At 42.6% G+C, this 13,638-nt stretch carries 13 protein-coding genes; 1 reads left to right on the forward strand and 12 read right to left on the reverse strand.

The genetic code is table 11. The features are described 5' to 3' along the window. Positions 1-4 precede the first annotated feature (4 nt). The 5 genes from H571_RS0108800 to H571_RS0108820 all read right to left on the reverse strand — a co-directional run bounded on the left by H571_RS0108800 (position 5) and on the right by H571_RS0108820 (position 5,403). Positions 5-910 (reverse strand): hydrogen peroxide-inducible genes activator, encoded by a 906-nt coding sequence (locus H571_RS0108800; RefSeq protein WP_027848977.1) that lies wholly within the window; start codon positions 908-910, stop codon positions 5-7. Between the two features lie 66 nt (positions 911-976). After that, complete coding sequence (gene dxs, locus H571_RS0108805) at positions 977-2,863, reverse strand: 1-deoxy-D-xylulose-5-phosphate synthase (protein WP_027848978.1); 1,887 nt, start codon at positions 2,861-2,863, stop codon at positions 977-979. A 15-nt stretch (positions 2,864-2,878) separates the two neighbouring features. After that, entirely contained in the window at positions 2,879-3,751 is an 873-nt protein-coding gene (gene ispA, locus H571_RS0108810) for a (2E,6E)-farnesyl diphosphate synthase (protein ID WP_027848979.1), read from the reverse strand. After that, on the reverse strand, positions 3,751-3,996 hold the full coding sequence (locus tag H571_RS0108815) for an exodeoxyribonuclease VII small subunit (RefSeq protein WP_027848980.1): 246 nt from the start codon (positions 3,994-3,996) through the stop codon (positions 3,751-3,753). The genes ispA and H571_RS0108815 overlap by 1 nt, the downstream gene beginning before the upstream one ends. 12 nt (positions 3,997-4,008) lie before the next feature. Next, entirely contained in the window at positions 4,009-5,403 is a 1,395-nt protein-coding gene (locus H571_RS0108820; RefSeq protein ID WP_027848981.1) for an FAD-binding oxidoreductase, read from the reverse strand. 203 nt (positions 5,404-5,606) lie between these two features. Between H571_RS0108820 and serA the strand changes: the two genes are divergently transcribed. Next, positions 5,607-6,836, forward strand: a complete 1,230-nt coding sequence (gene serA / locus H571_RS0108830; RefSeq protein ID WP_027848982.1) for a phosphoglycerate dehydrogenase — start codon at positions 5,607-5,609, stop codon at positions 6,834-6,836. A gap of 75 nt (positions 6,837-6,911) precedes the next feature. On the opposite strand, the gene H571_RS14780 is transcribed toward serA, so the two are convergent. From H571_RS14780 to H571_RS14785, 7 genes are all read right to left on the reverse strand, one after another. After that, complete coding sequence (locus H571_RS14780) at positions 6,912-8,108, reverse strand: murein transglycosylase domain-containing protein (RefSeq protein WP_051168256.1); 1,197 nt, start codon at positions 8,106-8,108, stop codon at positions 6,912-6,914. 86 nt (positions 8,109-8,194) lie between these two features. Beyond that, the gene (locus H571_RS0108840; protein WP_027848983.1) at positions 8,195-8,794 is read right to left on the reverse strand and encodes an LPP20 family lipoprotein; all 600 of its coding nucleotides are present in this window, start codon (positions 8,792-8,794) and stop codon (positions 8,195-8,197) included. A 46-nt stretch (positions 8,795-8,840) separates the two neighbouring features. Then, positions 8,841-9,896 (reverse strand): LPP20 family lipoprotein, encoded by a 1,056-nt coding sequence (locus H571_RS0108845; RefSeq protein WP_027848984.1) that lies wholly within the window; start codon positions 9,894-9,896, stop codon positions 8,841-8,843. A gap of 3 nt (positions 9,897-9,899) precedes the next feature. After that, a complete protein-coding gene (locus H571_RS0108850) occupies positions 9,900-10,526 on the reverse strand; it encodes a penicillin-binding protein activator LpoB (RefSeq protein ID WP_027848985.1) in 627 nt (208 codons plus the stop codon). Position 10,527: 1 nt separating this feature from the next. Next, positions 10,528-12,273: a COG3014 family protein gene (locus tag H571_RS0108855; RefSeq protein ID WP_027848986.1), complete on the reverse strand. Its 1,746-nt coding sequence runs from the start codon at positions 12,271-12,273 to the stop codon at positions 10,528-10,530. Positions 12,274-12,298: 25 nt separating this feature from the next. Then, entirely contained in the window at positions 12,299-12,487 is a 189-nt protein-coding gene (locus H571_RS0108860; protein WP_027848987.1) for a hypothetical protein, read from the reverse strand. Further along, the gene (locus H571_RS14785; protein ID WP_051168257.1) at positions 12,480-13,466 is read right to left on the reverse strand and encodes an alpha/beta hydrolase; all 987 of its coding nucleotides are present in this window, start codon (positions 13,464-13,466) and stop codon (positions 12,480-12,482) included. Before H571_RS14785 ends, H571_RS0108860 begins: the two co-directional genes overlap by 8 nt. Between the last annotated feature and the right edge of the window lie 172 nt (positions 13,467-13,638).

Genomic DNA, 13,638 nt, shown 5'->3' on the forward strand with positions numbered 1-13,638 from the left:
AAGACTATACCAACTTAAGCTGCGCCACTGCCTGCACCAAAGCCTCAATAGCCTTGGGGCGTGGGAAGCTAGCCCGCCAAGCTAAAGCGACTGTTCTTGAGGGCACTGGGTCTGCAAAGGGGCGGCTGGCTAAAACATCGGGCGCGTACTGATTCATTCCTATGGCTGAGTAGGGTAGAACGGTAATACCTAAGCCTGAAGCAACCATGTGACGAATGGTTTCTAAAGAACCGCCCTCAGCAATTAAGCCTTGGCGTGGGTCTTTCATGTTAATTTCTAACGCGGGGCAGGCTTCTATTACTTGATCTCTAAAACAATGCCCCTCACCTAGCATTAATAGTTTTTCACTGGGTAAGTCGCTAATGGGAATTTTGCTGCGCTTTGCCCAAGCATGACTTTTGGGTAGTAGCACTTCAAAGGGTTCGCTATAAAGCTCGCGTGTAACAACATCCGCTTCAGTAAAAGGTAGCGCAATAATAATCGCATCCAGCTCACCTGAACGCAGCTTACGACGCAAATTAGCAGTGTAATTTTCCTCTATATAAAGCGGCATTTCGGGCGTTAGGGTTTGTAGCTTGGGTATAAGGTGGGGGAAAAGATAAGGCCCTATGGTGTAAATAGCACCTAAACGCAAAGGTGAAGTTAGCTGGTTTTTGCCTTCTTGCGCCATTTCTTTAATGATTGATGTTTGCTCAAGCACTTTGCGTGCCTGCTCAACAATTTTTTCGCCTATAGGCGTTAGCTGCACAGCACTTTTGCTGCGTTCAAACAGTGCAACACCTAACTCTTCTTCTAGCTTTTTTACCGCCACACTCAAGGTAGGTTGGCTAACAAAACACCGCTCTGCCGCACGCCCAAAATGCCTTTCTTGTTCCAGCGTGACAATATACTTAAGTTCCGTCAGAGTCATAGGTTCCTACCTGCTGGTGTTTATTTAAAGTTGTATTCAAAAAGTATGGTGCATTGATTTAAATAATCAAGCTAAACGCTGTTGAATTGCAGCTAGTATACCTTGGGCATTTAATCCGCAATCAGCTAATAATTCTTGTTGCGAACCTTGATCTATCCAAGCATCAGGCAAACCTAAGTTAAGCAGTTTAGGTTGTAGGTTTTGGCTGGCATAAAACTCATTAATGGCACTGCCTACCCCGCCCATAAGAGCATTTTCTTCTAGCGTTACTAGCAGCTCGTGGTTTGCTGCTACTTCTAATAAAAGCTGTTCATCTAAAGGTTTTACAAAACGTAAGTTTACCAAGGTAGCGTCTAGCTCTTCTGCCACTTCTGCCGCTGTCGCAACTAGGCTACCCAAAGCTAGTAAAGCAATTTTTTTGCCCTTTTCTTTACCCGACTTGCGTCTTACCTGGGCTTTTCCTAGCGGTAAGCTGGTTAAATCTTCTTCTATTAGAACACCTGGTCCTTTACCTCTTGGGTAACGTACCGCTGCTGGGCCTGGGTAGTGATAACCTGTGGTGAGCATTTGGCGGCATTCATTTTCATCAGCCGGTGCCATAATCAGCATTTCTGGAACGCAGCGTAAAAATGAAATATCTAAAGTACCGTGGTGGGTTGGGCCATCTTCGCCCACCACACCGGCACGGTCGATAGCAAAAAGCACATCTAAATTTTGTACGGCTACATCGTGAATGAGCTGATCATAGGCTCTTTGTAAAAAAGTAGAATAAATAGCCACCACCGGCTTCATACCTTCACATGCCATGCCTGCTGCTAGGGTAACGGCATGTTGTTCGGCAATGGCAACGTCAAAATACCTTTCAGGGTATTCAAGCGAAAACCTGACCATATCTGAGCCTTCACGCATGGCTGGCGTAATGCCTAATAAGCGTTTATCCACCGCAGCGGTATCGCACAACCACTGGCCAAACACATTGGAATAGCTGGGTTTTTTAATTGTGGGAGCTTGTTCTACTGTTGGTTTTTCTAGCTTACTAAGGGCGTGATAACCAATCGGGTCGGCCTCGGCTGGAATAAAACCCTTGCCTTTTTTAGTCACCAAATGCAAAAACTGCGGGCCTTTTAAATGCTTTAGGCTTTTAAGTGTTGCCATTAATTCAGGCAAGTCATGGCCATCTACAGGGCCAATATAATTAAAACCTAGCTCTTCAAACAAAGAGCTAGGGCTAATAAAAGACTTCACCTGTTCTTCAGTTTTAAGGGCTAGTTCCCAAGCTAAAGGCAATTTAGAAAGTACCCGACGACTGCCTTCACGTAGCTGGTTAAAGGGTTCACTTACCAGCAACCTAGCCAAGTAGGTTGCCATGCCGCCAACACTTTCTGAAATCGACATTTCATTGTCGTTCAGAATTACTAAAAGGTTAGGCTGTAAATGCCCAGCATGTGCCAGTGCTTCAAACGCCATGCCCGCGGTTAAAGCGCCATCACCAATAACGGCAATGCTACGGCGTTTACTACCCTGCGCTTTAGCAGCTAGTGCCATGCCTAAAGCCGCACTAATGGAGGTGCTTGAGTGGCCAACACCAAAAGCGTCGTAGTCAGACTCACTGCGCTTAGGAAAAGCTGCCACGCCATTTTTTTGGCGAATGGTGAGTAGCGACTCTTTACGACCGGTTAAGATTTTATGTGGGTAAGCCTGATGCCCAACATCCCAAATCAACCGATCATCTGGTGTATCGAATACGGCATGTAGCGCAACGGTTAGCTCTATTACACCTAAACCCGCACCAAAATGACCACCCGTTTGGCTAACGCTCCACAATAACCAAGCACGCACTTCTCGTGCCAACAAAAGCAATTGCCTTTCGGATAACTTTTTTAAATCTGCTGTCTGCTTAATTGCATCGAGCAAAGGCGTTAAGGGTGCTTGCGTGGGCAGGGCATCAAACATGAATTAAGTTGCTCATTAAAAATTGCGGTTAATAGACCAGTTAGCTAGCTCAACTAGACTGCTCCATTCACCTGATAAATTAGTCAAACTGTCGCAGGCTTGCTTAACTAACGCCTGCGCTCTTTGTTCTGCGCCTTCAACGCCCAACAAGCTAGGGTAGGTGGCTTTATGCAAGAGTGCATCTGAGCCGGTTTTTTTGCCTAGTGTGGCTTCATCACCTTTAACATCTAGCAGGTCATCTTGTACTTGAAAGGCCAAGCCTAAAGCGGTGGCATAAATATCTAGGGTTGCCAAAACATCGGCACTCGCGCCAGCGGCTAATCCACCCATGCGCACGGCGGCACGAATAAGCGCACCGGTTTTATGGCTGTGTAAACGCTGTAATTCTTCTAGGCTTAATTGCTTGCCTTCACCTTGTAAATCAAGCATTTGCCCAGCCACCATGCCTTGCGTGCCACTGGCTTGCGCTAGGGTTTTCACCATGGCTAAGGCGGCGGGCTGTTGATCACTTGCCAAGGCTTCAAAAGCCAAGGTTTGCAAAGCATCGCCGGTTAAAATTGCGGTGGCTTCATCAAAGGCTTTATGGCAGGTGGGGCGCCCACGGCGCAGGTCATCGTCATCCATGGCAGGTAAATCGTCATGCACTAGGGAGTAGGCATGAATAAGTTCGACTGCCATGGCGGGTTTGTCACAGTGAATTAAATCAGCACCTAAAGCCTGACCCGTGGCATAAACCAAGAGTGGGCGTAGGCGCTTACCACCATTAAGCAGGCTGTACTCTAGCGCTTCTTTTAATAGGGCACTAGGACCAGCCGTTTCTGTAAGCAACTTAGCTAACGCAGCATCAACACGTGTGGCGTAAAGTCTAGTGAGTTCTTCTAGCTTCATTAAATATTTCCTGCTTGAGGCTTAATGTTCAGTGGCTCAAAACTGACTTGCCCTTTTTGCTCTTGCAGACTAAATACTCGCTGCTCTGCCTGGGTTAGCTGTTGCTGGCACAGGCGGGTTAGGCGTACACCTTGCTCATAAGCTTGCAAAGAAGCTTCTAGGCTCAGTTCACCCGTTTCCATGCTGGCAACCAAGGTTTCTAGCTGCTGCATCAATTGTTCAAAGTTAGGCTGTTCACTGCTCAAGGGAAACTTCCTTTAACTATCCAGCATCTTGCCTGGGTTCATTATTTTGTTTGGATCAAAGGCATTTTTAATGGCTTTCATATACAGAATTTCTTCTGGGCTACGACTGAAGTGTAAAAAGTCTTTTTTAACCAAGCCTACGCCATGTTCTGCTGAAACACTGCCACCAAAGGCTTGAGTTATAGTGAACACCTTGGCGCTTACTTGGTGGCACTTTTCAAAGAATTCTGTTTGTTCCATGTCTTTAGGTTTTAGAATATTTAGGTGCAAATTACCATCACCTATGTGGCCAAACCAGACAATTTCAAAACCTGGGTAGGTTTCTTCTACAAAGCTATCAACGGCTTGTAAAAACTCTGGCACTTTAGAAACGATGACTGAAAGATCGTTCTTATAGGGCGTTTCATGACTGATGGTTTCTGAAATAAATTCGCGCAAACTCCACAAGTTTTGTAGCTGCGTTTCATTCTGGCTAATAACGCCGTCTTCTACCCAGCCATTTTCCATGCATTCTTCAAACAACTCCATAGCACTATCCATTACACCTTCATTCTCTGCTTCAAACTCCAGTAAAGCATAATAGGGTGTCGCTGTTGCAAAGGGGCGTTGTAGCTGATGATGTGCGGTTACTTTAGCCAGTGCATTTTCTGAGAAAAATTCAAAAGCAGTTAAATCTAAGCTGTTTTGGAAGGTTTTTAGCACTTCCATTACCGCTGGCATACTAGGTACACCTAGAACCATTACGGTTAAATCTTTGGGTGTACGCGTTAGCTTAATGGTGGCCTCAGTAATTATACCTAGCGTGCCTTCTGCACCAATAAATAGGTGGCGTAAATCGTAACCCGTGTTGTTTTTAATTAGGCCTTTGTTCAGGTTTAAAATTTCACCCTTGCCAGTTACCACGGTTAAACCCAATACCCAGTCACGGGTCATGCCATATTTGATAACCTTAATACCACCAGCATTAGTCGAGATATTGCCACCAATTTGACTAGAGCCTGCTGAAGCAAAGTCGACAGGGTAGTATAAGCCTTGTTCTTCAGCAAACGCCTGAAGCTGCTCGGTTATCATGCCACCTTGAACGGTGACACTGCGATCAATGGGATTAAAGTCTACAACTTTATTCATATAGTCCATCACAATAACCAGTTCGTTATTGGAGGCTACTGCACCAGCAGAAAGCCCTGTTCGACCACCAGAAGGCACAATAGAAACTTGGTTTTCGTTAGCAAATTGAACAATTTTCTGTACGTCTTCAGTAGTGCGAGGAAAGGCAATAGCACGTGGGTTAGGTGAGTGAATTTTAGTCCAATCACGACCGTAAATATCAAGCGCCTCACCATCTAGGCGCACTCTATCTTTTCCAATCTGGGCTTCAAGGGCTAACTTAATTTGCTCGGGTGTCATCTCGGCGGCTCTTTATAAGGTAATAATCAAATCATAGGTTGAATGAAATGCAGTTTAAATGCGCGTTAAATTCACCTAGGTAATCTTTGTCTGGGGGCTGCATATTGATCTTGATATGGTAACATAGCTGCGTTAAGGCTGGCTTGCCTGCCCGTATTTTTTCCACCTTAGTACTACCTCTTATATCAGGACACTGACCTCTCATGCCTAAAACCTCACTTGATAAAAGCAAGATTAAAATTCTGCTGCTTGAAGGCGTTCACCAGACTGCTGTTGATAACTTCAAGGCTAGTGGTTACACCAACATAGAATATCACCCCAAATCTTTATCTGAAGCTGATTTACTAAAAGCAATTGAAGATGCCTACTTTGTGGGTATTCGTTCTCGCACCCAATTAACTGAAGAAGTGTTTGCCGCTGCTAAAAAACTAGTTGCTGTTGGCTGCTTTTGCATAGGAACTAACCAGGTTGAACTTTACTCCGCCTTGATTCGCGGTATTCCTGTGTTTAATGCTCCCTATTCTAATACACGCTCAGTTGCTGAGTTGGTACTAGGTGAAATGATCATGTTGATGCGTGGCATTCCTCATAAAAGCCGTGAGTGCCATCAAGGTGGCTGGATTAAATCTGCAGAAGGCAGTTATGAAGTACGTGGCAAAAAACTAGGTATTGTGGGTTACGGTAATATTGGCTCGCAGCTTTCTGTTTTAGCTGAAAGCCTAGGCATGGAAGTTATTTACTATGACGTAGTCACCAAATTAGCCATGGGTAATGCGCGCCAAGTAGATACCTTAGATGAGTTGCTTGCTGAATCTGATGTGGTTTCTTTGCACGTGCCTGAGCTTAACTCTACTAAGTGGATGATTGCTGCTGAACAACTTGGCAAAATGAAAGCAGGCGCACATTTAATTAATGCTTCTCGTGGCTCAGTAGTTGTTATTGAAGATTTAGCCGATGTATTAAAATCAGGCCATCTTGCGGGTGCAGCGATTGATGTTTTCCCTGTTGAGCCTCGCAGTAACGATGATGAGTTTGTTAGCCCACTACGCGGTTTAGACAACGTAATTCTGACACCGCACATAGGTGGCTCTACCCTAGAAGCCCAAGCCAATATTGGTAAGGAAGTGTCTGAGAAGCTAATACGTTACAGTGATAATGGCACCACAACTTTTGCGGTTAACTTCCCTGAAGTTGCTTTACCTGCTCACCCTGGCAAGCACCGTTTACTACACATCCATGAAAATATTCCTGGAGTGCTGTCTGAGGTTAACCGTGTGCTTTCTGAAAATGGCATTAACGTTAGCAGCCAATACCTACAGACTAACGAAAAAGTCGGTTATGTCGTGGTGGATGTTGACCGTGAGTACAGCCAGCAAGCATTAGAAGCCTTAAAAAATGTTAAGGGCACAGTGCGTAGCCGCGTATTGTTCTAGGCTTGTCTTAAACAAAAAACCGCAGCTTATAATAGTCTGCGGTTTTTTTATATTTAATTTTTAACCAAACAGCTTCTAAACTTGTGCCTGATAAGCTTTATACCTAGGCGTTACTTTTTTCATATAGTTGCGCGTTTCTGCATAGGGCAAATCTTTAACTAACTTATTATAAACTTGTTGGGGTGACATGCGGTTAATAGTTTTGGCCGCTCGTGCCATGCTTGTACCTGCTCCAAAAGCCTTAGCAACATTACCTGCGCCTGTATTATAGGCAGCAATGGTGCAATAGGTTCGACTTTCTTTATTTTCAATTTTTACTAAATAACGATAGTAAAGAATATTTAAGTAGGCACAGCCCATTTTTATACAGTTATCACTATTGTACAAATAAGAAGGTGATAACAAACGCTGCTTGCCATAAACTTTTTCTGAGGCATCTTTTCCTGCTGAAACGGGCACTATTTGCATTAAACCATAAGCTGGCACATGAGATTTTGCCATAGGGTTAAAAGCACTTTCTGAGTGCATAATGGCTAGCACTAGCGCTGGATCAATTTTTTCTTTAGCAGAGTATTTTTTAACGGCTGGCATAAACTGCTGTGATTTATTACTTATACGCACTTTATTTAAAGGAATACTAAAAGCAAAAACCTTTTGCCCTGCTTGGGGCGTGCTACGAGTTGTTGCCGTGCCTTGCTGTGCTGCTTGAACAACCGAAGCTTCAAGCTGCTGCTTAGTTGGGTTAGCTTTTCCCGTAAGCACATCAGATATAACCGGCTCTCGTTTAGCTTTACCTTTTTCTTGATTAGCTACTTCTGTGTTTAAACGCTTTTCTAATTTTTGTAATAGAGGGTCTTGGTCATAAGCCTCTTTTACACTAGCGCCAGCTGAGTCAACCAGTGCTTGACGTACTTTAGAACCCATACCTTCGGCATTCTCGGCAGCAACTAGCTCAACTGTCATGGTGCCTTTTTCAAAATCGATAATCGTTCTAGATTTTAAGTCTTTGGAGTACTGCACTAAAACAGTGGGTGAGCCGATTTCTTCATCGCCCCAAACTTTTTTAACCTGACCTTTAAACTTACCAAACTCTTCATCTATGGCTTTTTGGTAGTTAGCAAAATCACGCTCTAATTCAGCTTGGTAGTTAGCAAAGCCATCACTTTGCTGTTTTTTAAAATCTTCAAAACTAGGAGACGCTGCCAATATTGGGTTTAATGGAAAAAGTACCACTAATGAACTCAATCCTTGTAAAAAACGCCTTCTATCCATTCTATTGCTCTCCTGTCTTTTGAAAATTTAGGGTTACACTATTTATCTATAAAAAAGGGCAGCTTAGCTGCCCTGTATACAGCCTACTATTTAAACTCTGCATCCATTTGTTTGTCTAGCTCTTCCAAAGCTTGTTTGCTTTGGAATTGCTGCCATAAAGCTTCCTCATTTTTAAGGCTAGTTTTTAGGCCTTCTTTAACGCTAGCTGAATCAGATACACCTACTAATAAAACCAAGGTTCCATCAGGAGTAAGCCAACGCTTTAACTGGCGGCTGCCTTCCAATGTTTGCTGAGAAACTTGACGTGAAACATTCTCAAAGTTGGCTTCATAAGTTTGGTTTTCGCCTGCACCAGTGGCACGCGACCAGTTAGTTAACAAGTTTTGAACTTTAACCTGTGTTTGACGTGCTAACGCATCACGAGCATTGGCCATAGCCATAGTACGCTGCATATTATTATCACGAGCAACATTAGGCTTAGCCTCGCCTACTGCTGCCAGGCCCCCTTCAATGTTTGGTGAACAATACCACTCAGGAGCTTGAATACCTGGTTTATATTCACAATGCTCTACAAAAGTAGGTTTTACAGGCTCTGTTGGTTGTTGAGCTACTTGTTTGTCACCACAACCTGCCATTACTGCAAAAGTAAATGCTAAAGCAGATAGAGAAAAAATATTCTTTTTCATGATTTTTCCTTAATTTAAATCAGTTTAATTATTTACCACTACATCGTTAAAGATTTTCATACAAGCTTTCAATTAAAGAGCTAGCTAATTTCTCCGCCAACTCATTTTCTGCTTTATTCTTTGCAACATTTAACTCTGATGACACTGCTCGTGCTGCTGCATTAATAACATGCAAAGTACGGTTATTTGCACTATTTATTTGAGCACTTGCGTTTACATCAACATAGCTCAAGCCATTTCGTTCTAGCTTATTGCTTTTAAACTGTATAACAAGGCGCAAGTCTGAATCACTGTTAACCAGATTAAAACCTAAATTAGTTAAAGCGCTAGCTAATTTAGCCTGTAAAGCTTTTGCTTCATTTGTAGTTAGTTGCAACTCAACACCTAAACTAGCTAAAAGCTGTGTAATTTCAACTTCTACTTTTTCTACAGCTTGCACCCTTGCAGCGTCTACTTGTGTCGCAGCACCTAAAAAAGTTAATTGCTGCAAGATTTGGCGACGTTCAGCTAACTCTTGTAAGCTGGGTTTCAAATAACGAATACGCTCTAACTTGCTAGCCTTAGGTAAGGTTCCTCGTTGAAGTAGACGCTCTTCTAGCTGGGTCAATTGCAATAAAAGTTGCTGAGCTGCATCCTGTGTGTTTAGCTCTGCCAAAGCCCAGGCTTCTTTATTTTTTGTATCTACCCAGGTTTCAGAAACCTTAATGCCGCTAAGTTCTACACTAGGTATTTTACTGCTAATTTCCTGATTCAAGTTCTCTTTTAGTGTCATCCCTCCCTGAAATTCCATAGCAGCACTTTTCTGGTAGACAGTTGAACTACCTATTTCAACACGAATAGTAGACAACAAATCTGCTTTAGCTTTTTCACTGGCAGTTTCAAGTGCTCTAGCTTCTGAACCGTAGATTTCTGAACTGGCTACACCATAGGCATAGCCTAATCGCTGAGGTGGCTGGTGTATCCATCCTGGTTTAACGCTAATTGCTTGTCCTTTTTCAGCAACTAGCTGCTTCTGAGACTGACTTGCACTACAACCAAGCAAACCAAAAGAGAGGAGCACACCGACCAATAATAGGTAGTACGGCTTATTTATAGTTAGCATTACTTAAAACCCGAATTTACTACGTGTCTGTTGTTTTTGTAACTTTTTCTGCCCCATCCAAACCTGCCTACCTGTTTGAATATCTATTAGGGTTAAGTCAATTTGGTAATTGGTGACTCGTGTACCATCTAGCTGGTCTACCCAAGAGTCAATTGAGCCAGACAAAGCAAAATTAGCTCCATGTTCTGCTGCTAACTGGGCTGCAGTATCAGCGGTAGCATTAAATTCTTGATCTTTACGCTCTTCACGCAACGCATCTCTAACATCGCCACCAGCAACAAAATCAACTCGACCTGAACGGATCATCGCACGGCGTAAATCATTAATAAAAGTATCAACTGCTATGTGCTCATGTGAACGGTTACGTACGCTCATTACTAGCACAGTAGGTTGACGGTTACGGTCTGAGTTAGCCTGCGCCCAGCGATTAATCCAAGGAAAGGACAACATATCATCGATCATTTCTTCAGAAACCAAGCGTGAGTCTGTTGCATTCCAGCGATCGGTTAATGCAACTTCCTGCGTTGCATCTAGGCGTTGTACTTTAGTACCGCCGCAACCAGTTAAAGCAAACACTATTAAACTGGTCATTAGTACCAGTAGCTTGAATGTAAAACCTGATTTTTTCATTTCACTCTCCATTAGAAGTAACAATAGTCTGCTCTGTTTTAATTAATTCAATATTGTTTGCACCCCGTGCCTTTTGAACACTTTTAGGAACAGCTCCATTAGGGTTAATAGCAAAGGTGCGTAACCGAACCAAATGAACTTCATTAGCTTTAATTTTAATTTCTTTTAGCTGTTCTACTTGGTAGCCATTTACATCACTTACTAAGCTAAGTTTATGCTGACCTGCTGGTAGCTCCACACGTAAGGTACGTATTTCATAGGGCAGAGTTAGCCACGAGCGTGTATCGGCTGATGTACTAGCACCCGCTGCTAACGCACAAAGAGGTGCAGGTGCACCGGCTTGTATACATAGCGATAAGCGCAAAGCCTCTACAGCCATAGCATTGGTTAGTTCAGCTTGAGCACCTACTAGGTGTTGAGCCATGGCTAAGCCAGAAACATTATCAGCTAAAATTAAGTTGCCTTGGTTTTCTCCATTTATTTCTAAATAACTTTTTTTTACAGGGAGCTCTTCATAATACAACAGAGGAACACTTAGACGTATGCCGGTCGTTGTCATGGCTTCAAGCAAACCTGTTGACTCCAGAGTGGATCGCATCACACCAGGAATAGGCAATATCTTTTCATGACTTGATGTTAATAATCCTAAGTAATCCTCGGCACTAATTCTTTCAATAACACCCAGCAACCCTTTGTCTGCATACAAATAATAGAACCAAGCAAGCTGGTAAGCTCTTTCCTTAGGTGTACCAGTAATCACTGGACGAATAATTAAACGATTATTTTGAATAACCACCCAAAGATTAAGCTCGCCTCGCGGGGCAATCATATCAACTTCCTGGATGACAACCAGCTGACCCTGACCTTCTGCTGAACGATTTAATTCATTGCGTTGATCAGTATTCAACTTATCTTTGGCAATGTTATGCCAGCGATTATCACCCCTTGCTTTAAGCATAAGTGCCGTAGCATACCAAGCTTGGTTGGTTACCTGTTTGTCTAGCTTGTACTGTTTAACATAGCCTTGCTCATACAACTTGGCAGCTCGTTCATAGCTAACTCTAGCTGAGTCTTTTTCACCTATTTTTTCGAATAAAGTACCTATAATATAATGGCTAAAAGCATTGTCTCTAAAGGCTAATTCTTTAGGGTTTACAACACTGCCATTAACTGCTGCAAAAACCTGTTGCAACTTATATAAAGCTGATTGTTTTTCTTCTTCTGCAACAGCATAGTCACCTACTTTAAAAACATTTTCATCTAAAAGAATCATCGCACGTCGAGCTTCTACTCGAGCAGAATCTAATCGCTGCTGTTTTTCTTGGGCAGATGTGGCTGCGTCTGCCAAATAAAAATAATTTAACATTTTAAAATAGTTGATATATACCCGCTCAACAATATTGCCACGGTAGGTAACAAAGGTTGCATTGGTTGAGGCTCGTGTTGCTAGGTCCCCAAAACTGATGGTATATAACTCATCAGCAAGCTCGTCTGCTGTTTCCAAATGTGCCAAGCTTGTTAAATAATCACCTTTTAGCTGATTTAAAACGCCTAACTCAACTTCTTTTAATAACTTATTACGATCAGCATCTAATAAACCATTAATTTCTTCCGCTGCTGCTGCATATTCACCATAACGTATGAGTGTTTTGGCAGCGTCCATTTTATTAGAATGGCTCGCACAACCTGAGGCTAGTATTAGTACCAAGCAGGTTAAAATAAATCTAGCCACTTTTACTTTTACCATTTCCACTTCCCATGTTTTATAGCAATTAATCTTTAATTGCTTTATCTAGTCTTCGACCACCTGCATCGGCTTCCCTTTGTGATCTATCAATTGCCTCACGTTTTTTCTGTTCTTCGTAAACTGCACGCTTTTCTTTACTGATTGGATCTACACTAGAGCAACCAGTAAATAAAAGTGCTGTAGCTAAAGCCAAAGCAATCCAAATTTTATTCATCACTTTCTCTCTCTTTAATTTTAGTTAGCCATTTATCTAGGCAGTCAAGGACTTGGGAGCGCTGTACTGGTGCATCATTTAGTAGTTGATGCGCTCCACCTTCTATAACTTGGGTTACTGCTTTGGGTAACAACCTATGTAGTACACCTAGGTTATATTGCCAGTCTACGGTTGAATCTGCATCACCCTGTATAATTAAAGCTTCCACTTCTCTTGGTTTAGTCTTTTCTATCAATTTAATCCAACGCCCTAAAGCGCTAATCCAAGCTAAAGGTAATTGCCTACTTTGCAAACAATCTTGTTGTTTAGCAAACTTTAAAAAAGCCTGGTCATTTGAATTGGCAGTAAATTTTCTGGGTAGTTTTTTTATAATTAAGCTAGGTAACCATAACCACTTAACCAGTTTTTCTTGCCAAGCTACAGGTCTTATAAGCGGGGCTAGTAAGAGCAGCTGGTCAAAGCTAGGCTTAGTTAATTGGTGCTCAACTGCTATTGCTCCACCCGTTGAAAAACCACTTAGCAACCAGGGCCGTGGAAAATTCTCGGTTTTTAAAACCTTAACTAAAAAATTAAGCAATAACTGATAATCAGCAAAGCTTTCAATACTTGCCCTTTCGCCACTTGATAAGCCGTGCCCAGGCAAATCTGCGGTTAAATAGTACAAATGATTTTTAAGTGCCCAGCGCTGCAAAGAGGGGTAGCTGGCACCGTGGTCATAATACCCATGTAAATGCACTAGGGTTCCTTGTGCTTGCCCAGCATTTAGTTTGGGCTGGAATGCTTGCGCCCACACGCGTTCTTGGTTGAGTATTATCCACCCCGCTCGTGCTTTTACCATTCCACTTAAGTCTTTTTTATGGGCTAGCTGATAAAACTTTAAATACGCAGCATAGTCTTCGGGTAGTTCATCCATCCACTGAGCAGCCATAAAACTACTCGGCCAAAGCCTAAGCCTTACTTTAAAGTCGGCACACAGCATTAAATACTCCTTGATTCAGTTTATTTTTGTCAAAATTTTACAACACCCCTTCACCTAAAGGCAGGGTGTATTTCCTGCTAAATTGCTGTATCTTCTTCAGATTACCGAATTGAGACTTCCTGTAAATTTACTACATAAAACAGTGCGTTAGCCCTAGTTTCTAGCAAGTTTA

The sequence above is a fragment of the Marinospirillum minutulum DSM 6287 genome, from assembly GCF_000422325.1.
Classification (GTDB): domain Bacteria; phylum Pseudomonadota; class Gammaproteobacteria; order Pseudomonadales; family Halomonadaceae; genus Marinospirillum; species Marinospirillum minutulum.